The organism is Pandoraea commovens (genome assembly GCF_902459615.1).
Taxonomy (GTDB): domain Bacteria; phylum Pseudomonadota; class Gammaproteobacteria; order Burkholderiales; family Burkholderiaceae; genus Pandoraea; species Pandoraea commovens.
This window is the reverse complement of sequence record NZ_CABPSA010000003.1, coordinates 397,171-416,530: the sequence shown is the minus strand read 5'-3', so window position 1 is coordinate 416,530 and position 19,360 is coordinate 397,171. Positions and strand designations below refer to the sequence as shown.

Sequence of the window (19,360 nt, the reverse complement as noted above, 5' to 3'; positions counted from 1 at the left end):
ATGATTTTGCGCGACATTGAACATTATTTGGCGCATGCTAACTTTGCTTGGCAAACCTGTTAAAATGCGCGCACTTGTCTGAACTAACTACCCCGGAGGGTTTGAATGGATAACATTGAGCAACGCGTCAAGAAGATCGTCGCCGAACAACTTGGCGTCGCGGAAGCCGACATTAAGAACGAATCCAGCTTCGTGAACGATCTCGGCGCTGACTCGCTCGATACGGTTGAGCTGGTGATGGCCCTGGAAGAAGAGTTCGAGATCGAGATCCCGGACGAAGAAGCAGAAAAGATCACCACCGTGCAACAAGCTATCGATTTCGCCTCGTCGCAGAAGAAGGCGTAATTCGTACGGATAGCCTGATTGGCCGGGATGCCGACCGGCTCCTGGCGTCGGGCGTGCCTGTCAGCCGCAGGGAGCGCAGGGTCGGACCTTGTCGCCTCTGTGGCTTTTGTTTTGTATGACCCAGCAGAAGAAGGGGAGTATCGTGAGTCGTCGTCGCGTCGTCATTACCGGTCTGGGCCTGATCTCGCCGGTCGGCAACACTGTTGCCGAAGGTTGGGAAAATCTGGTCGCGGGCCGTTCGGGCATCGCCAACATCACGAAGTTCGATGCGAGCGAGTTCAAAGTTCGCTTCGCAGGCGAAGTCAAAAACTTCGAGACAGAGAAGTATCTGTCGGCCAAGGAAGCCCGCCGTATGGATACGTTTATCCATTTCGGTCTGGCAGCCGGCATTCAGGCGTTTGAGGATAGCGGCCTGCAAATCACCGCAGAGAACGCAGAGCGCGTGGGCGTGCTGGTTGGCTCCGGGATCGGTGGTCTGCCGATGATCGAGGATACGCATGACGATCTGATCAAGGGCGGTCCGCGCAAGATTTCTCCCTTCTTCGTGCCGGGCTCGATCATCAACATGATCTCCGGCCATCTGTCGATCAAGTACGGCCTGAAGGGCCCGAACCTTGCCATCGTCACGGCTTGCACGACCGGTCTGCACTGTATCGGTCAGGCCGCTCGCATGATTCAGTATGGCGACGCGGATGCCGTGCTCGCCGGCGGGGCCGAATCGACGGTGTCGCCGCTGGGTATCGGCGGTTTCGCTGCGATGACCGCACTGTCCACGCGTAACGACGACCCGGCGACGGCCAGCCGTCCGTGGGACAAGGATCGCGACGGCTTCGTGCTGGGCGAAGGCGCTGGCGTGATGATGGTCGAAGAGTACGAGCACGCCAAGGCGCGCGGCGCCAAGATCTACGCCGAACTCACAGGCTTCGGCATGAGCGCCGACGCGTATCACATGACCGCACCGTGTGAAGACGGCGACGGCGCGCTGCGTGCCATGACGAACGCGTTGCGCGACGCTGGCCTGAACGCCGACACGGTGAACTACGTGAATGCGCACGGCACGTCGACGCCGTTGGGCGATATCGCGGAGACGGTCGCGGTCAAGCGCCTGATGGGCGATGCGGCCAAGAACGTGGTGATGAATTCGACCAAGTCGATGACCGGCCACTTGTTGGGCGGTGCAGGCGGCCTGGAGTCGGTGTTCACCGTGTTGGCCGTTCATCACCAGAAGTCGCCGCCGACGATCAACATCTTCAATCAGGATCCGGCTTGCGACCTCGACTACTGCGCAAATACGGCCCGTGACATGAAAATTGATGTCGCGTTGAAGAACTCTTTCGGATTTGGCGGGACTAACGGCACGCTGGTCTTCCAGCGAGTCTAAGTTCGCGGGACGCCCCGCAGGCGTCCCGTCCCGCTGACCCACGCTCCGGTGAGTGTGCCCGGGCGTGCGGCGTCAAAGACACTTCCAGCCGTGGTGGTCAGTGCTGCCACGGTGCAATTGGGCCCGTTCGGGCCCGGCAGCCAGAGAAAATACGGATCCATATCAGGTGAGTGAACGAGAAATCGACCAGGCGCTCGTCGAGCGCGTGCAGAAAGGCGACAAAGCCGCCTTCGAGCTGTTGGTCGCGAAATATCACCGCAAGATCATCCGCCTCGTATCGCGGCTCGTGCGCGACGCCGCCGAGGTCGAGGATGTGACGCAGGAGGCCTTTATCAAGGCCTACCGCGCCTTGCCGCAGTTTCGCGGCGAGTCGGCGTTCTATACCTGGTTGTATCGTATTGCTGTCAACACGGCGAAAAACCACCTGGCGACCCAGGGACGTCGTGCACCGACTTCGACTGAAGCGAACGCTGAAGAAGCTGAAACTTTTGCCGAGGCCGATCAACTAAGGGATATCAACACGCCTGAGTCGATGCTGATGAGCAAGCAGATTGCTCAAACGGTCAACACAGCGATGGAGGCTTTGCCCGATGAACTTCGAACGGCAATTACCCTGCGAGAAATCGAAGGGTTGAGCTACGAAGAGATCGCCGAAGCCATGGGGTGCCCGATCGGAACGGTCCGTTCGCGAATTTTCCGGGCGCGTGAAGCGATTGCCAGCCGGCTCAGGCCGCTGCTGGACACGCCTGACGGTAAGCGCTGGTGAGCGCGCCGCCGGGAAAGTTATTTTCGTTGGGGGATATCATGGGATCAGCGACGGTACAAACGCAGCGGGGGCTGCAAGCCGAGCGGATTTCCGCGTTGATGGACGGGGAATTCGATCCGGACGAACTGGCCGCCCTGCTGGACGAGGCTGACACCTCGGGCCGGCCTCTGTGGGACGACTACCATCTGATCGGGGACGCACTGCGTTCCGATGAACTGACGCTGCCGCGTTCGGAGTCTGCCTTTATGGCCTCCTTCGCTGCACGCCTCGAAGCCGAGCCGCACCTGCTCGCGCCAGCCGCACTGGCCGATGCTCAGGCAGCGACAGCTGCGGGTGCAAAAGCCACCGGCTCGCGTGTCACGCGAATCAATCCTTTCCTGCGCGTTCGCCGCGTCCTGCCGACGGCCGCCGCCGCCGCTGCAGTCGCTGCACTGTCGTGGGTCGTGGTGCCGCGTCTGCAGGACCATCCGGCAGGTGGTGCGCAACCGCAGGTGCTCGCCCAGACCGCAGCGCCGGTCGCCAGCGGTTCCAGCCTCACGCGTGTGGCGCTGTCGCAGCAGCCGCAAGCCGCTGTGGCCGCCAATGGTGCGGGTGCGCCGAACGATGTGATCGTGCTGCGCGACGCGCGTCTCGACCAATATCTTGCGGCTCACCAGCAATACGCGCCGGCCCCGATCGGTCAGAGCGTTTCCCCTTACATGCGAGCCTCGGCGCAAGCGGACGAATAAATGCAGCGCCTGAGTATCGAATCCTTGCCGCGTGCGCCCTTCGGGCGCACTTTCTTCTTGTTTGCATTCCTGCTGGCGAGCACCCTGCAAACGCAGGCGTGGGCGCAGGCTTCCGCGTCCACCGACCCGCTGGTCGAGAAGCGCGAAGTCAGTGCGTGGCTCAACAAGATCCACCGAGCGGCGCAAACGCAAAACTACATCGGCACCTTCGTGTATCAGCGTGGCTCGACCATGCGTTCGTCGAAGATCAGTCACTTCGCCGAGAAAGGTAACGAGTACGAAGAACTGGAGACGCTCGACGGACGTCAGCGCCGCATTCTTCGTCAGAACGAAGACGTCTACACGCTGATTCCCGAGCAGAAGACCGTCTTCCAGGAAAAGCGCGAGAGCAAGGATTCGTTCCCCGCATTGCTTGCGACGCCCAATCGCGACGTGCTCGACTACTACGCGCCGAAACTGCTGCCGAACGAACGGATGGCGGGCTTCGACTGCATGGTGATCGAGCTCACGCCGAAGGACGATTACCGTTTCGGTTATCGCTTGTGGGCCGATCGCAATACGGGCTTGTTGCTGCGTGCGCAGACGCTCGATGCCGAAGGTCACCTGCTGGAGCAGGCGGCGTTCTCGCAAATCTCTATCGGTGTGCCGAGCGAGAAGGCGCGAATCGTTCACGCGATTCAGGCGACGCACGGCTGGCATGTCGTGAAGCCGCAGATTGCGACGACGCGTCTGTCGGACGCGGGCTGGAGCATCGACGTCGACAAGAAGGTGCCGGGATTCAAGGCCGTGCGGGAAGTGCGTCGCACGATGCGCTCGACGGCTGACGGCAAACCGCTGGAAGTCCAGCAGGTGGTATATTCCGACGGCATGGCCGGACTTTCGGTGTTTATCGAGCCGGCCACGCGTGAGCGCAAGGAAGGCCACGGTAGCGCCGGAGCGACGAACATCCTCATCAAGCGCTATGGCGACTTCTGGCTGACCTTGCTCGGCGAAGTGCCGCAGGCCACCCTGCAACAGTTCGCATCCAGCATCGAGTACAAACAGCCGGCGAAGTGACCGGCTGTCGGGTGGGCCGCAACCGGTAACGGTGCGGTCCGGGCAGCGAGGCAGACGTGACGCGACGCAGCGTCGGGTGCCGGACTGCCCTCAGGGATTCCGAGACTTTCGCGCACCACGATCTTCCAATGAAGAAGACTCTCCTGCTTCGTGTCATCCTCGGCGGCGCCATTGCCGCCCAATTGGCGGGAGCCCCCGCCGCCTTTGCTGCGCCGGCCTCGGCACCGAGCGGCGGATCGACGACGTCGAACGCACCGCTTGTCAGCAACCTTCCCGATTTCACTCAGCTCGTCGATCGCGTCGGCCCCGCCGTCGTGAACATTCGGACGACCGAGCGCGTTAGCCGCAATCAGCGTGGCTTGCCGCCCGGTATGGACGACGACATGGCCGAGTTGTTCCGCCGCTTCTTCGGCGTGCCCATGCCTCAGCAGCCGGGCCCGAAGGGCGGCACGCCGAAGCGTGGCCAGCCCCAGCCGGACGAAGAGCAGAACAGTGGCGTGGGTTCGGGCTTCATTGTCTCGAACGACGGCTACATTCTGACGAACGCGCACGTGGTCGACGGCGCGGACAGCATCTACGTCACCCTGACCGACAAGCGCGAGTTCAAGGCGAAACTGGTCGGCGCGGACAAGCGTACCGATGTCGCGGTGGTCAAGGTGGAGGCCAAGGATCTGCCGACGGTGCCTGTCGGCGACTCGAACAAGCTGCGCGTGGGCGAGTGGGTGGTGGCGATCGGATCGCCATTCGGTCTCGAAAATACGGTAACGGCGGGCATCGTGTCGGCTAAGGGTCGTGACACGGGCGATTACCTGCCGTTCATCCAGACGGATGTGGCCGTGAACCCGGGCAACTCCGGCGGCCCGCTCATCAATATGCGTGGCGAGGTCGTGGGCATCAACTCAATGATCTACAGCCAGACCGGCGGTTTCATGGGCATTTCGTTCGCGATTCCGATCGACGAAGTGATGCGCGTGGTCGATCAGCTCAAGAAGACGGGCAAGGTCGTGCGCGGCCGTATCGGCGTGGCGATCAGCGAAGTGAGCAAGGACGTGGCCGATTCGCTGGGCTTGCCGCGTGCTCAGGGTGCACTGGTGCGCAGCATCGAGCCGGGTAGCCCTGCCGAGAAGGCGGGCGTGCAGCCGGGTGACATCATCATGAAGTTCGAAGGCCGTCCGGTCGATCACGCAACGGACCTGCCGCGCATGGTCGGCGAGACCAAGCCGGGTTCGAGCGCAACGCTGCAAGTCCTGCGCAAGGGCAAGAATCAGGATCTGAAGATCACGATTGCCGAGGCGGATACCGATACGCCCAAGGCATCGAAGGCCCAGGGCGGCAGTGCCGAAGCGCCGCATCCGAACGCGTTGGGTCTGGTCGTCTCCGATTTGACCGAAGCGCAGAAGAAGGATTTGAAGCTGCGTGGCGGCGTGCAGGTCGAACTGGCGGAAGGCCCGGCGGGCCGTGCGGGGCTCCAGCAGGGTGACATCATTCTGCGCGTGGGCGATGCCGATATCGCCAACGCCAAGCAGTTCGAGGACGTGGTGAAGGCGCTCGATCCGAAGCGTCTGGTGCCGATCCTGGTGCGCCGTGGCGATGCAACGCAGTTCGTGCCGCTGCGCCCGCGTGCGCCGGGCAACAAGTAATCCAGCCCATGACCGCGCCGGCGCTCACGCTCTATGGCCGCAAGTGGTGTCATCTGTGCGATGACATGCTTGCGGCGCTCGAAGCGATGCGTCCGGCGTGGGATTTCTCGGTCACGGTGATCGACGTCGACAGCGATCCGGTGCTCGAAGCGAAGTACGACGAGATCGTGCCGGTGCTTGCTCTGGGCGAGCGTGAGCTGTGCCGGTATCGTTTCGACGTCGACGCTGTCGCCACTGTTTTTCCCCGGGGCTGACGCTTCGTCCGGCCCGGATGCCCAGAACGAAACCAGCACCAGACCATCATTTCCACTGAATCCCACTTATTTCGGCTATACGGCTGCGATGCCTTCGATTCCGGACGGAATCGGTGCGCTTTCGGCTAAAATGTCGTGTTTGCCGATTCTCTCGAAAGTCGCTGCCGAGCCGAATCCGATGGCACCGACTTTTCTATAGCCCCGCCTCATGGACCATATTCGCAATTTTTCGATCATCGCCCACATCGACCACGGGAAATCGACCCTGGCCGATCGCATCATCCAGCTGAGCGGCGGTTTGTCCGATCGTGAAATGGAATCTCGCGTCCTCGACTCGATGGATCTCGAGCGCGAGCGGGGCATCACCATCAAGGCACAGACCGCCGCGCTGCAATACAAGGCACGCGACGGCAAGGTCTACAACCTCAACCTGATCGATACGCCGGGACACGTCGACTTCTCGTACGAAGTGAGCCGTTCGCTGTCCGCTTGCGAAGGCGCGCTGCTCGTCGTCGACGCCTCGCAGGGCGTGGAAGCGCAGACCGTTGCGAACTGCTACACCGCGATCGAGCTGGGCGTGGAAGTCGTGCCGGTGCTCAACAAGATCGATCTGCCGTCGGCCGAGCCGGAAAACGCGATCCAGGAGATCGAAGACGTTATCGGCATCGAAGCGACCGACGCCGTGCGCTGTTCGGCCAAAACCGGTCTGGGCGTGGAAGACGTGCTCGAAGCGCTGATCGCCAAGGTGCCGCCGCCCAAGGGCGACGCCAACGCGCCGCTGCAAGCCCTGATCATCGACTCGTGGTTCGATAGTTACGTCGGTGTGGTCATGCTGGTGCGCGTGGTCAACGGCACGCTCAAGCCGAAGGAAAAGATTCACCTGATGGCCACGGGCTCCAGCTATCTGGTGGAACAGGTGGGCGTGTTCACGCCGAAGTCCAAGCAACTCGCGTCGCTGTCTGCCGGTCAGGTGGGCTTCATCATCTCGGGTATCAAGGAACTGAACGCGGCGAAGGTGGGCGATACCGTCACTCACGCCGTGACGACCACGACCAAGCCGGCCGACGCACCGCTGCCGGGCTTCAAGGAAGTGAAGCCGCAGGTGTTCGCCGGTCTCTATCCGGTCGAAGCCAATCAGTACGATGCCCTGCGCGACTCGCTCGAAAAGCTCAAGCTCAACGACGCCTCGCTGCAATACGAACCGGAAGTTTCCCAGGCACTGGGCTTCGGTTTCCGTTGCGGCTTCCTGGGCCTGCTGCACATGGAAATCGTGCAGGAGCGTCTGGAACGCGAATTCGACATGGACCTCATCACCACGGCGCCGACCGTGATTTATGAGGTGACGGAGCGCGACGGCACGGTCGTCTCGGTGGAAAACCCGGCGAAGATGCCGGACCCGGGCCGCATCGAGGAAGTTCGCGAGCCGATCGTCACCGTGAATCTGTACATGCCGCAGGAGTACGTCGGTTCGGTCGTCACGCTGTGCCAGCAAAAGCGCGGCGTGCAGATCGACATGCAGTACCACGGCCGCCAGGTGCGTCTGATTTATGAAATTCCGATGGCTGAAATCGTGCTCGATTTCTTCGACCGTCTGAAGTCGGTATCGCGCGGTTACGCGTCGATGGATTACGAGTTCAAGGAATATCGCGCGTCGGACGTGGTCAAGGTCGACATGCTGATCAACAACGACAAGGTCGACGCATTGTCGATCATCGTCCACCGCTCGGAGAGCCGTCGTCGTGGTGCGCAAGTCGCGTCGAAGATGCGCGAAATCATTCCGCGTCAGATGTACGATGTGGCGATTCAGGCGGCCATCGGTGCGAACATCATCGCGCGGGAAAACATCAAGGCACTGCGTAAGAACGTGTTGGCGAAGTGCTATGGTGGCGACATCTCGCGTAAGAAGAAGCTGCTCGAGAAACAGAAGGAAGGTAAGAAGCGCATGAAGCAGGTGGGGAGCGTTGAAATTCCCCAGGAAGCGTTCCTTGCCATTTTGCAAGTCGAAGACAAATAACGTAGCGACAGGTCCCGCATGAATTTCGCCCTGATTCTTTTGATCCTGGTGCTGGTGACCGGGGTGGCCTGGGTGGCCGACAAGTTGGTGTTTCAACCGGCGCGCCGCCGGGCAGCACAGAATGCCGTGGCGCAATTCGATCAGCAGCAGCTTGCGTTGCAGGGCTCCGGTATTCAGGGCTCTGGTTCGCAGGAAGGCAATGCGCTGGCAAGTGCGCGCGCGAAGTTGCGTGACGACAAGCTGCGTCAGCCGTGGTGGCTGGAGTACTCGGCGAGCTTCTTCCCGGTGATTCTGGCGGTTTTCGTGCTGCGCTCGTTCGTGGTCGAGCCGTTCAAGATTCCGTCGGGTTCGATGATCCCGACGCTGCTCGTCGGCGATTTCATTCTGGTGAACAAGTTCGATTACGGTATTCGTCTGCCGGTGGTCAACAAGAAGATCATCGATTTGGGCGAGCCGAAGCGTGGCGACGTTGTGGTGTTCCGTTACCCGAAGGATGAGTCGATGGACTACATCAAGCGTGTGATCGGCGTGCCGGGCGACGTGGTGGCCTACCAGAACAAGAAGCTCACGATCAACGGTGAACCGGTGCCGGAGACTGCGCTGCCGGATTACTTCGACGACGAGCACATCGCGTATTTCAAGCAGTTCGAGGAGACGGTTGGCGGCGTGAAGAACCGGATTCTGAACGATCCGAACGTGCCGCCGTACATCATGGGCGCCGACGACTTCCCGAACAAACAGAACTGCCAGTACAACAGCCAGGGCGTGATCTGCAAGGTGCCTCCGGGCAACTACTTCATGATGGGCGATAACCGCGATAACAGTGCGGACAGCCGCTACTGGGGCTTTGTGCCCGAGCAGAACATCGTGGGCCGGGCGTTCTTCATCTGGATGAACTTCTCGAACCTGAAGCGTCTGGGCGGCTTCCAGTAAGTCGACCGCTTCCCGGGGAAGTCTGGCTTTCCCGCTTAGGATCGAATTGATGCGGAAATTGGCGTTATTTCGTCAATTTCCGCATTATTGTTTTTAAATTAGAAATAAAAGGTGCGACAGGAGACGGCCGTCGGCGGGACTGATCGGTCCTGACCTCGGAATTGTCCGATCCACCGATCTCGCGCCAGTCCGAAAAGCCCGTCAGACGGCGGTAAAGCCCGTCGTTTCTTGGCGACGACCCGCGCCGGGGCGGGAGCGTCGCGCTATACTTGCGCCATGTCTCAATCACTGAATCAACTGGAAGAACGTCTCCAGTATCGTTTCCACGATGCGGAATTGCTTTGCCAAGCACTGACGCACCGTAGCCACAGTGCCGCCAACAATGAGCGGCTGGAGTTTCTCGGCGATTCCATTCTGAACTGTTCGGTCGCAGCGATTCTGTTCCGTCGCTACGGCAAGCTCGACGAAGGCGACCTCTCACGTGTGCGCGCCAATCTCGTGAAGCAACAATCGTTGTACGAGATCGCGCAGACGCTTGGCGTTTCCGATTTTCTTCGCCTGGGCGAAGGCGAGCTCAAGAGCGGTGGTTTCCGTCGTCCCTCGATTCTGGCCGATACTCTCGAAGCGCTGTTCGGGGCGATGTACCTCGATGGCGGTTTCGAGAGGGCCTATGCGGTGATCGAGCGTCTGTACACGCCCGTGCTCGAACATGTCGATCCGAAGACACTCGGCAAAGACGCCAAGACGCTGCTTCAGGAATACCTGCAAGGCCACAAGATCGCGCTGCCGCAGTACACGGTGATCGCTACCCACGGGGCAGCGCACAACCAGCAGTTCGAGGTCGAGTGCACCGTGCCGAAGCTCGACATCAAGGTGGGCGGTTCGGGCGCCAGCCGTCGCGCGGCCGAGCAGGCAGCGGCCAAGAAAGCGCTGGAGGAAGTGCAGAAGATGCCCGCGCTGGCGAAGCCGAAGGCCGAGAAGAGCGCGAAGGCGGCGAAGAAGCGTGCTGCCAAGGCGGCGGCCTCGGAAGCGAAGAAGGCCGTACAGGTAGGGCAAGCCGGGCAACTGACGCTGGCGTCGCAGGCTGAATCGAAGGACGTGAAGGAGTCGCGCGAGCCGAAGGATGCGCGCGATGCCACGGCCGGCGCGAGCACGGCGCCAGCCATGACCGCGTCGAGCCACAATGCGCCTCGCAACGCGGCCGCATCGCCCGAGAAGTCCGCTGAAAAGTCCGCTGAGAAGCCGGCTGAAAAGTCCGCCGAAAAGCCGACCGACAAGGCCGACGCCGCCAAGCAACCTCCGGCAGCTGCCTGAGTCCCATTCAGGGGGAGAGCAATCGCTGCTGTCCCCCTTTCAAGAGAGTTTCCAATCATGAACGATAAGACGGATTTTCGCTGCGGTACCGTGGCGATCGTCGGGCGTCCGAACGTCGGCAAGTCGACGCTGCTCAACGCCCTCGTCGGTCAGAAGATCAGCATCACGTCGCGCAAGGCGCAGACCACGCGACATCGCATCACCGGCATCAACACCACGGAAGACGCGCAGTACATCTTCGTCGACACCCCGGGCTTTCAGACACGTCATGCGACCGCACTCAACCGCTCGCTCAATCGTGCCGTGACGTCCACGCTGTCGAGCGTCGACGTGGTCATGTTCGTGATCGAAGCAGGTAATTTCGGCCCGGACGACGAGAAGGTGCTCAAGCTCCTGCCGGAAAACACGCCGGTGCTGCTGATCGTCAACAAGCTGGACCGTATCAACGATAAAGCCGAGATGCTGCCGTTCCTGCGCAAGCTGGGTGAAGTGCGTGATTTCCGCGAGATCGTGCCGATGTCGGCGAAGCGTGAGGACGACATCAAGCGTTTGCTCGGCGTGTTGCGTCCGTACCTGCTCGAAGGCGACCCGATTTACGGCGAGGACGATCTGACCGATCGCAGCGAGCGTTTCATGGCGGCCGAAATCCTGCGCGAAAAGGTGTTCCGCTGGACGGGCGACGAATTGCCGTACACGAGCACGGTCATCATCGACAAGTTCGAAGTCGAAGGGAATCTGCGCCGCATTTTTGCGACGATTCTGGTCGATCGCGACAACCACAAGGCGATGATCATCGGCAACAAGGGCGCGAAGCTCAAGCAGATCTCCACCGATGCACGCCTCGATATGGCGAAGCTTTTCGACGGGCCCGTGTATCTGGAAGTGTGGATCAAGGTGAAGGGTGGCTGGGCCGACAACGAAGCCGGCCTGCGGGCATATGGCTACGAGTGAGCTGGATACGACGTCACGTGACGATGTCGACGCGCCGGATGCCGTAACGACGGCGACCGGTACGTCGCAAGCCACGCGATCGGCGCGATCCCCGCGAGCCGCCTCGGAGGCGGTGGGGGCGCGGCCCACGCGTCCGAAGAGCACGCGCCCGCGTGCCGTGGACGACGATGCCTCCGAAGCCTTCCAGCAAGCGCAGGCTAACAGCGACACCGTCAAGCGCGAAGCCAAGCGCACGCGACGCGCGCCGTCCCCCGCCCGGGTGGCCGAGCGCGAACAAAGCCGGGTGACGGAACAACCCGGCTTTGTGCTTCACAGCTATCCCTACCGCGAAACCAGTCTGATCATCGATGTACTTACGCGCGACCACGGGCGTATTGCGCTCGTCGCCAAGGGGGCGAAGCGTCCGCATTCCGCACTGCGCGGCGTGCTTCAGACGTTTCAACCGCTCTCGCTCGCTTGGCTCGGCAAAGGCGAGTTGCGCACGTTGACGAAGGCTGAGTGGGTCGGCGGCTTGCGTCCCCTGGAGGGCGACGCGCTGCTTTCGGGCTTTTATCTGAACGAATTGCTGGTGAAGTTTTGCGCGCGAGACGATCCGCACGACAAGCTGTTCCAGCACTATCTGACGACGCTGCATCATCTCGCGCACGGCGAACCTGCGGGCGTGATCCTGCGTGCGTTCGAGCGCGTGTTGTTGCGCGAGACGGGATATGCCGTGGCGTTCGACCGTTGCACGCAAACGCGTGGCAAGGTCGTACCGGATCGCCGCTATGTGTTTCACCCCGACTGGGGCGTGCGCCCGGCGCGCGGCGACGAACCGTCGGACTGGCCGGTCGTTGCCGGGCAGACGCTGCTCGACATGGAGCAAGACGATTACTCGCGGGCGCAGACCGTGCAACAAAGCAAGTTGCTCATGCGCTTTCTTCTTAACCACCATTTGGGCGGCGTGCCGCTCAATACCCGGCAGATCCTGCTCGACCTGCAAAAACTATGAGCCTCTTCTTCCAAGGCAATGCCATCGACCTCGGGGTCAACATCGATCACGTCGCCACGGTGCGCAACGCGCGCGGCACGAAATATCCGGATCCGATCAGGGCAGCCCTGCTGGCCGAAGAGGCGGGCGCCGATGTGATTACGCTGCACTTGCGTGAGGACCGTCGCCATATTCGCGACGACGACGTCACGAATCTGCGCGACAAGCTGATCACGCGCATGAACCTCGAGTGTGCGGTGACGGAAGAGATGCTGGCGATTGCCTGCCGCGTGAAGCCGCACGATGTCTGTCTCGTGCCGGAGAGTCGTCAGGAACTGACCACTGAAGGTGGGCTGGACGTCGTCGGGTTGTACGACCGTATCGCCGCAGCGACGCAACAGCTTGGCGAAGCGGGCAGCCGCGTGTCGCTGTTCATCGACCCGGACGAGGCACCGATTCGCGCTGCTGCCCGCATGGGCGCGCCGGTCGTCGAGCTGCACACGGGGCGTTACGCCGAAGCGCATGACGAAGCCACACTTGAGGCCGAGTTCGCCCGCATCGAACGTGCGGTGGCGCTCGGTGTGTCGCTGGGACTGCGCGTCAATGCCGGTCATGGCTTGCACTATGAGAACGTGCAGCCCATCGCGGCCATCGAGGGCATTTCCGAGCTGAACATCGGACACGCCATCGTCGCTCACGCCCTCTTCGCTGGCTGGGAGAACGCGGTTCGCGAGATGAAGGCCATCATGGTCGCCAGCCGCATCGCGGCGCGCGGCTGAGCGGCGGCGTCCCGTCCGGTTATCGCCGCATTAAGCTGTGACACGATTCTTCTCATGAGCGAAGCGAATCCCCCGTCCTCACCGTCTTCCCCATCTTCCGCGATGAGCCCGACGGCAGCCTCCGGCGTGCCGCCGCAGGGGCCGACGACGATCTACGGCGTGGGCACCGACATCCTGCAAATCAGTCGCGTCGTGGGCGTGATGGCGCGCACGAAAGGCCGATTCGCAGAGCGCGTGCTCGGGCCGGAGGAACTCAAGGTTTATTACGCTCGTCAGAAGCGCTCCGAGGTGCGCGGGCTGGCTTATCTGTGCACACGGTTCGCCGCTAAGGAAGCCGTCTCGAAGGCCATCGGTCTCGGGATGCGCTGGCCGATGACGTGGCGTGCCGTGCAGACGCTGAACGCGCCCTCAGGTAAGCCGGTAGTGATCGCGTCGGGCGAGTTGGTGCAGTGGCTCGCTGAGCGGCAATTGTCGATCGAGATTTCGATCACAGACGAAAAGGAATACGCGGTCGCCTTTGCGATCGCGTCACGTAATTTAGGCAACATTGGCAATATTGCATCGGAGAAATCGCAATGACGAAGCGCAGGCCGGGCCCGGTGGTGCTGGACGTTGTCGGGCTGACCCTCAGCGAAGACGACATCCGTCGCATCGATCACCCGTTGACCGGGGGTGTCATTCTGTTCGCGCGCAACTTCGACGATCGCGCGCAACTGTGCTCGCTCACGAAGCAAATTCGCGACGTGCGCGACGACATTCTGATTGCCGTCGATCATGAAGGCGGACGTGTGCAACGCTTTCGCACCGACGGCTTCACGCACCTGCCCGCGATGGGCAAGCTGGGTAAGCTCTGGCATGAGGACGTGTTCAAGGCAACGCGCGTCACGACGGCCGTAGGCTACGTGCTTGCGTCGGAACTACGCGCGTGCGACATCGACCTGAGCTTCACGCCGGTGCTGGATCTGGACTATGGAACGTCTGCCGTGATCGGCGACCGCGCGTTCGACGCGGATCCGCGCGTGGTGGCGATGCTCGCCAAGAGCCTCAACCACGGGCTGTTGCTCGCAGGGATGGCGAACTGCGGCAAGCACTTCCCGGGGCATGGTTTTGTGGCGGCCGACTCACATCACGAGATTCCCGTGGACGAGCGCTCGCTCGACGAGATTCTGTCCGTCGATGCGCAACCGTACGACTGGCTCGGCATGTCGCTCGCGGCGGTTATGCCAGCACACGTGATCTATCCGCAGGTCGACCCGAACCCGGCAGGCTTCTCGGCCAAGTGGCTCAAGGAGATTCTGCGCGGCCAATACGGTTTTGACGGCGTGATCTTCAGCGACGACCTGTCGATGCAGGGCGCGAGTGCGGCGGGCGACGTCGTGACGGCCGCTCACGCGGCGCTGGACGCTGGCTGCGACATGGTGCTCATCTGCAATAGTCCGGAGAAGGCAGATCGTCTGCTGCGCGAGATGAAGCCGGTGGCCGACACCGTCTCGCAGCGCCGCATCAAGCACCTTCTGGGACGTGGCAAGGTGCACGGCTGGGAGAAGCTGCTGGCGCAGCCGGAGTATCAGGCGGCGAAGCGTCTGATCGCGGAGACGTTCGGCGGCTAAGGTTGCGGAAGGCCGGTGCAAACCGGTCGCCCCAAACAAAAAGCGCTCGACCCCGAAGGGACGAGCGCTTTTTTGTTACCTGACGAACCGCATCGCCCGAGAGCGCTGCGGTCGCAAGCCATCGCTTAGGCGCGGCTCTTGTACGAGTCGTCACGCGTGTCGATTTCGATCTTGTCGCCAGTGTTCACGAACAGCGGAACCTGAACTTCCAGCAGGTCGTTGATCTTGGCGTTCTTCAGAACCTTGCCCGACGAGGTATCACCCTTCACAGCCGGTTCCGTGTACTCGATCACGCGCACGAGCGTCGTCGGCAGTTCGACCGAGATAGCCTTCTCGTTGTAGAACACGACTTCGCACGGCATGTCGGGTTCGAGGTACTTGATGGCGTTGTCCATGTTCTCGGCTTCGACTTCGTACTGGTTGTAGTCGGCGTCCATGAACACGTACATCGGGTCGGCGAAGTACGAGTACGTCACGTCCTTCTTGTCGAGGTTGACGGTCTCGAACTTTTCGTCAGCCTTGTAGGTCCACTCGCCGCGGCCTTCCTTGAGCAGCTTCTTCCACTTCAGCTTGACCATGCTGGAGTTACGGCCCGACTTGACGAATTCGGTGCGGAGCACAACGTTCGGCTCACCCTCCAGGATGAAGACGTTACCGACGCGGAGTTCTTGAGCGATTTTCATAAAAAACGAGATCCTGTGACGAAATAAGCGATTTGCCGCTTGTTGAGCGCTTCCATACGCCGATTCGCCGCTTGATTCCCGTGTCCGCCAAGGGCGACTCGGAGCAGCAGGTTCAGCAGCAAAGCGTTGAAAAACCAGCTATTTTACCTGATTTTGCGCGAAGCTTGCCAACTGTCGCGCGAGGTCCGGAAGCTGGGCCTGAGCGTTTGCCCATGCCTGCGCATGGCGCGTCAGGGCGGGCAATGCCGCTGCCAGTGCCGACCAGTCCGGCGCGGTGCTGGCGTAACCGTTCCAGAGGTGCCAGAAGGTACGCAGCGCTTCGCGTTGGGGGTGTCCCAAAGCGGCGTCGTCGGTAGGCAGGTCCGCCAGATACCGTTCCAGAAACGCATCGAGCTTCCCATGATGGGCATTTTCCGCTTGCGGATAGATATGCCAGACGAACGGTTTCGCCGTCCATTGCGCCCGTACGAATGAGTCTTCCCCCCGCACGAAATTCAAATCGCACGCCCAAAGCAGGTTATCGAACTCCTGCTGCGGGACGAACGGCAGACCGTAGGCGGTCAGGGCGCCACGTGTCGCCGATTCGCGCGGGGCGAGCGCCTCGCGTCCGAGCCACTCGCCGACAGCCGGGGCGATTCGACCTTGAGGGACGAGGCAGACAATGGGCGTTTCGCTTTCCGACCATTGCGTGAGCAACGCTGGCAACGCGTCGTTCTCATACGCGAACAGCGACACGATCAGCGCCTCTTGCGGTGCCGTAGACAGGCCGAGCGTGCGTTGCCACCAGGCGTCGCGCAGGTCGGAAGACGCGAGGAATGCGTCGCGCCGGGAAAACAGTTCGCGTTCGCGGATCAACCCGCCGGAGCGTTCGGTGAAGCCGGGCATGAAAATCGTTTTGACGAGGCCCAACTGCGGATGGAGCGACTTCTGCAGATGGAATTCATCGACCCAGGACTCGGCGCTCAGATACTCCAGATTGACCCACACAGGCGCGTTGCCTGCCTGTTTCCGGGCGTGCATCGCGTGGAGATAGGCGTCTGGAATATGGCAGGCGAACCCCTCGATCACGATGTCGCCGGGCGAGTTGTCGTCCGTGATCGGGCCGAAGTCGGCGTCCCAGCGCCGCACGTCGACGCCATCGCAGCGCTGCTGTGCCTGCGTCGGATCGATGTCCGGGCGCAGATAGCGGAAGCTCGTGAGATCGTCGACCCAGAGCCGCACCGACCATCCGTGTTCGCGCACGAGTTGGCGCGCGAGTCGCCAGCACACGCCGATGTCGCCGAAGTTGTCGACGACAGTGCAGAAAAGGTCGCAGCGCGGCACCAACGGAAGGTGGCTTGAGATCGTGGTGGCGGACGAGGACATAGTAGACAGGGGCATTGAGAAGCCGTGACGCGGATTGGTCTAAACTTCTGATTTTAGTCCCTCCTTGTATCTATCGAGGCACACAAGGGACGCTCAGATCGCCAGAGTTCATGACCGAAGACGCCCACGACGTCACGCCACCGCGTAAGTCCCGCAAAGCCAAAGCCACTGACCCTGCCGAGCCCACGCCATCGGCCGCGGCCGGGGACGTCGCGCAGCCGTCGGTTCCGTCAGCACAGGATGACGTGTCTGGGGAGGCGTCGGCCGAGACAACAGCTTCACCGTCCGCCAAGCCAGACAAGTCGGCCAAATCCGGCAAATCCGGCAAAGCTGGCAAAGTCGCCAAACCCGGAACGCCAAAGCGCGAGCGCCGCAACGGCAACGACGGGCCCCAGATGCCTGCGGACGACGCCAGCGATCCGGGCGACGTCAACGACGCGCCGTTGTTCGATGCGCGCAAAGCACTCTCGCAGTTGCCGAACCTGCCTGGCGTCTACCGCTACTACGATGTGGCGGGCAACGTTCTTTACGTGGGTAAAGCGCGCAATCTGAAGAAGCGCGTATCGAGTTACTTCAACAAGACGCAGTTGTCGCCGCGTATTGCGTTGATGGTCGCGCGCATTGCGAAGCTGGAAACAACGGTCACGCGCTCCGAGACGGAAGCGCTGCTCCTTGAAAACAATCTGATCAAGGCGCTGCATCCGCGCTACAACATCCTGTTTCGGGACGACAAGTCGTATCCGTTCCTCAAGCTCACGCAACACAAGTACCCGCGCATGGCGTATTACCGTGGCTCGGTGGATCGTCGTGGTCAGTATTTCGGACCGTTCCCGAGTGCATGGGCGGTGCGCGAGAGCATCCAAATTCTGCAAAAGGTCTTCCAGTTGCGCACTTGCGAAGACTCCGTCTTTTCGAATCGCACGCGTCCGTGTCTGCTCAATCAGATCGAGCGATGCAGCGCGCCGTGCGTGGGCGCGATTGACGACGAGGACTATGCACGCGACGTGAACAACGCCGCCGCGTTCCTCTCCGGACGTCAAAAGGAAGTGCTCGGCGCGCTCGAAGACAAGATGATGGCCTACGCCGAAGCGCTCAAGTTCGAGCAGGCTGCGGTCGTGCGCAATCAGATGCAGGCGCTCTCCGGCGTGTTGCAGCAACAGTCCGTCGAAACGGCGGGCGATGTCGACGCCGATATTCTTGCCGTGGCCTACGCTGGCGGTCGAGCTTGCGTGAACCTTGCGATGGTGCGCGGCGGACGTCATCTGGGCGACAAGGCGTATTTCCCGGCGCACGTCGAGCGGGGTGTCGAAGGCGGGATTGCCGACGAATTCGAGGAAGACGAAGTGCTGGCCGAGTTGCCGTCCGATGATTCGGACGATGCTGTGGCCAAGCCGGACGTGGGCGACAACGATCCGTCCACGCAAGTCGAGCAAGCACCGTCAGCGTCGCTCGAGTCGCGTCTGCTCGAAGCGTTCGTCGCGCAGCACTATCTCGGCCAGTCGGTGCCGCCGGTGCTGGTGGTGAGCCATGCGTTGCCGAACGACGAGTTGCTCACCGCGCTCTCGGAGCAAGCGGGCCGCCGTATCGCGATGGTGCGCCAACCGCAGGGCCAGCGACGCGCGTGGCTCGACATGGCGTTGCAAGGCGCACAACTTGCGCTCACGCGTTTGCTGACGGAGCAGGGCAGCCAGCAGGCGCGCACCAGCGAGCTGATCCAGACCATCGGACTCGACATCGACGATCCCGCGTTGCTGCGCGTGGAGTGCTTCGACATCAGCCATACGCAGGGTGAAGCCACCCAGGCGTCGTGCGTGGTGTTCCATCATCACAAGATGCAGACGAGCGAGTATCGGCGCTACAACATCACGGGTATTACGCCGGGCGACGATTATGCGGCCATGCGTCAGGTGCTCACGCGCCGGTACGGCCGTTTGATGGAGGCTGCCGCTGCGACGGTAAGCGACGCAGCGGATCCGTCGTCTGTGGCCGCCGACGTCGCACGTGCCGAGGCCGACACCTCCGTCGTGGCAGCAGGTGACGCCATCGAATCGAGTGCATCGACTACCTCCGATATCGCCGACGTCGAAGCCAATCTCCCGCAACTGGTGCTGATCGACGGCGGCAAGGGGCAGGTGGAAGTGGCGCGTCAGGTGTTCGTCGAGTTAGGGATCGATATTGGCCGTCTGGTCGGCGTGGCGAAGGGCGAGGGACGCAAGGTGGGTCTCGAGACGCTGGTCTTCGCGGACGGACGTGCACCACTCGAACTCGGTCGTGAAAGCGCGGTGCTGATGCTGATCGCGCAGATCCGCGACGAGGCGCACCGTTTCGCGATCACAGGCATGCGGGCGAAGCGTGCGAAGGCGCGTCAGACGTCGCGGCTGGAGGAGATCGAAGGCATTGGTGCGAAGCGCCGTCAGCGGTTGCTGATGCGCTTCGGCGGCTTACAAGGTGTGGTGTCCGCGAGCGTCGATGAATTGGCAAGTGTCGAGGGCATCTCGACAACGCTCGCCGAGCAGATCTATCGCCAGCTTCACTAGTTCGGTCAGTTCACCAGGGACGCCGGGCCGCTAC

General features: G+C 61.8%; 18 protein-coding genes. 16 read left to right on the top strand and 2 right to left on the bottom strand.

Annotation, left to right across the window (positions count from 1 at the left end):
- Nucleotides 1–105 precede the first annotated feature (105 nt).
- From acpP to nagZ, 15 genes are all read left to right on the top strand, one after another.
- Complete coding sequence (acpP, locus tag PCO31010_RS12235) at nt 106–345, top strand: acyl carrier protein (protein ID WP_039401228.1); 240 nt, start codon at nt 106–108, stop codon at nt 343–345.
- Nucleotides 346–487: 142 nt separating this feature from the next.
- Nucleotides 488–1,726 carry a beta-ketoacyl-ACP synthase II gene (gene fabF / locus PCO31010_RS12230; protein ID WP_150664491.1) on the top strand — a complete coding sequence of 413 codons (1,239 nt, stop codon included), beginning with the start codon at nt 488–490 and terminating at the stop codon, nt 1,724–1,726.
- A 166-nt stretch (nt 1,727–1,892) separates the two neighbouring features.
- Nucleotides 1,893–2,492, top strand: coding sequence for an RNA polymerase sigma factor RpoE (rpoE, locus tag PCO31010_RS12225; RefSeq protein ID WP_010805230.1), 600 nt, complete (start codon nt 1,893–1,895; stop codon nt 2,490–2,492).
- A 38-nt stretch (nt 2,493–2,530) separates the two neighbouring features.
- On the top strand, nt 2,531–3,220 hold the full coding sequence (locus PCO31010_RS12220; RefSeq protein WP_150664490.1) for a sigma-E factor negative regulatory protein: 690 nt from the start codon (nt 2,531–2,533) through the stop codon (nt 3,218–3,220).
- The gene (locus PCO31010_RS12215) at nt 3,221–4,276 is read left to right on the top strand and encodes a MucB/RseB C-terminal domain-containing protein (protein WP_039401223.1); all 1,056 of its coding nucleotides are present in this window, start codon (nt 3,221–3,223) and stop codon (nt 4,274–4,276) included.
- Between the two features lie 128 nt (nt 4,277–4,404).
- A complete protein-coding gene (locus tag PCO31010_RS12210) occupies nt 4,405–5,916 on the top strand; it encodes a DegQ family serine endoprotease (protein ID WP_150664489.1) in 1,512 nt (503 codons plus the stop codon).
- 8 nt (nt 5,917–5,924) lie between these two features.
- Entirely contained in the window at nt 5,925–6,170 is a 246-nt protein-coding gene (locus tag PCO31010_RS12205; RefSeq protein ID WP_150664488.1) for a glutaredoxin family protein, read from the top strand.
- A gap of 208 nt (nt 6,171–6,378) precedes the next feature.
- Nucleotides 6,379–8,184, top strand: coding sequence for a translation elongation factor 4 (gene lepA, locus PCO31010_RS12200; protein ID WP_039401215.1), 1,806 nt, complete (start codon nt 6,379–6,381; stop codon nt 8,182–8,184).
- An 18-nt stretch (nt 8,185–8,202) separates the two neighbouring features.
- The gene (lepB, locus tag PCO31010_RS12195) at nt 8,203–9,117 is read left to right on the top strand and encodes a signal peptidase I (RefSeq protein ID WP_150664487.1); all 915 of its coding nucleotides are present in this window, start codon (nt 8,203–8,205) and stop codon (nt 9,115–9,117) included.
- A 276-nt stretch (nt 9,118–9,393) separates the two neighbouring features.
- Complete coding sequence (rnc, locus tag PCO31010_RS12190; protein WP_150664486.1) at nt 9,394–10,431, top strand: ribonuclease III; 1,038 nt, start codon at nt 9,394–9,396, stop codon at nt 10,429–10,431.
- A 57-nt stretch (nt 10,432–10,488) separates the two neighbouring features.
- The gene (gene era, locus PCO31010_RS12185) at nt 10,489–11,382 is read left to right on the top strand and encodes a GTPase Era (protein WP_039401209.1); all 894 of its coding nucleotides are present in this window, start codon (nt 10,489–10,491) and stop codon (nt 11,380–11,382) included.
- Nucleotides 11,369–12,373, top strand: a complete 1,005-nt coding sequence (recO, locus tag PCO31010_RS12180) for a DNA repair protein RecO (protein WP_246184569.1) — start codon at nt 11,369–11,371, stop codon at nt 12,371–12,373. The genes era and recO overlap by 14 nt, the downstream gene beginning before the upstream one ends.
- Nucleotides 12,370–13,131, top strand: coding sequence for a pyridoxine 5'-phosphate synthase (pdxJ, locus tag PCO31010_RS12175; protein WP_150664485.1), 762 nt, complete (start codon nt 12,370–12,372; stop codon nt 13,129–13,131). Before recO ends, pdxJ begins: the two co-directional genes overlap by 4 nt.
- A gap of 102 nt (nt 13,132–13,233) precedes the next feature.
- Complete coding sequence (acpS, locus tag PCO31010_RS12170) at nt 13,234–13,710, top strand: holo-ACP synthase (RefSeq protein WP_150664604.1); 477 nt, start codon at nt 13,234–13,236, stop codon at nt 13,708–13,710.
- Entirely contained in the window at nt 13,707–14,741 is a 1,035-nt protein-coding gene (gene nagZ, locus PCO31010_RS12165; RefSeq protein WP_150664484.1) for a beta-N-acetylhexosaminidase, read from the top strand. Before acpS ends, nagZ begins: the two co-directional genes overlap by 4 nt.
- 125 nt (nt 14,742–14,866) lie before the next feature.
- Here the strand turns inward: nagZ and efp are convergent, their stop codons facing one another.
- Both efp and earP read right to left on the bottom strand, forming a co-directional pair.
- Nucleotides 14,867–15,424 (bottom strand): elongation factor P, encoded by a 558-nt coding sequence (gene efp, locus PCO31010_RS12160; protein ID WP_150664483.1) that lies wholly within the window; start codon nt 15,422–15,424, stop codon nt 14,867–14,869.
- A 138-nt stretch (nt 15,425–15,562) separates the two neighbouring features.
- The gene (gene earP / locus PCO31010_RS12155; RefSeq protein ID WP_425495017.1) at nt 15,563–16,789 is read right to left on the bottom strand and encodes an elongation factor P maturation arginine rhamnosyltransferase EarP; all 1,227 of its coding nucleotides are present in this window, start codon (nt 16,787–16,789) and stop codon (nt 15,563–15,565) included.
- Nucleotides 16,790–17,184: 395 nt separating this feature from the next.
- Between earP and uvrC the strand changes: the two genes are divergently transcribed.
- Complete coding sequence (gene uvrC, locus PCO31010_RS12150) at nt 17,185–19,326, top strand: excinuclease ABC subunit UvrC (protein ID WP_150664603.1); 2,142 nt, start codon at nt 17,185–17,187, stop codon at nt 19,324–19,326.
- The last annotated feature ends 34 nt before the right edge of the window (nt 19,327–19,360 follow it).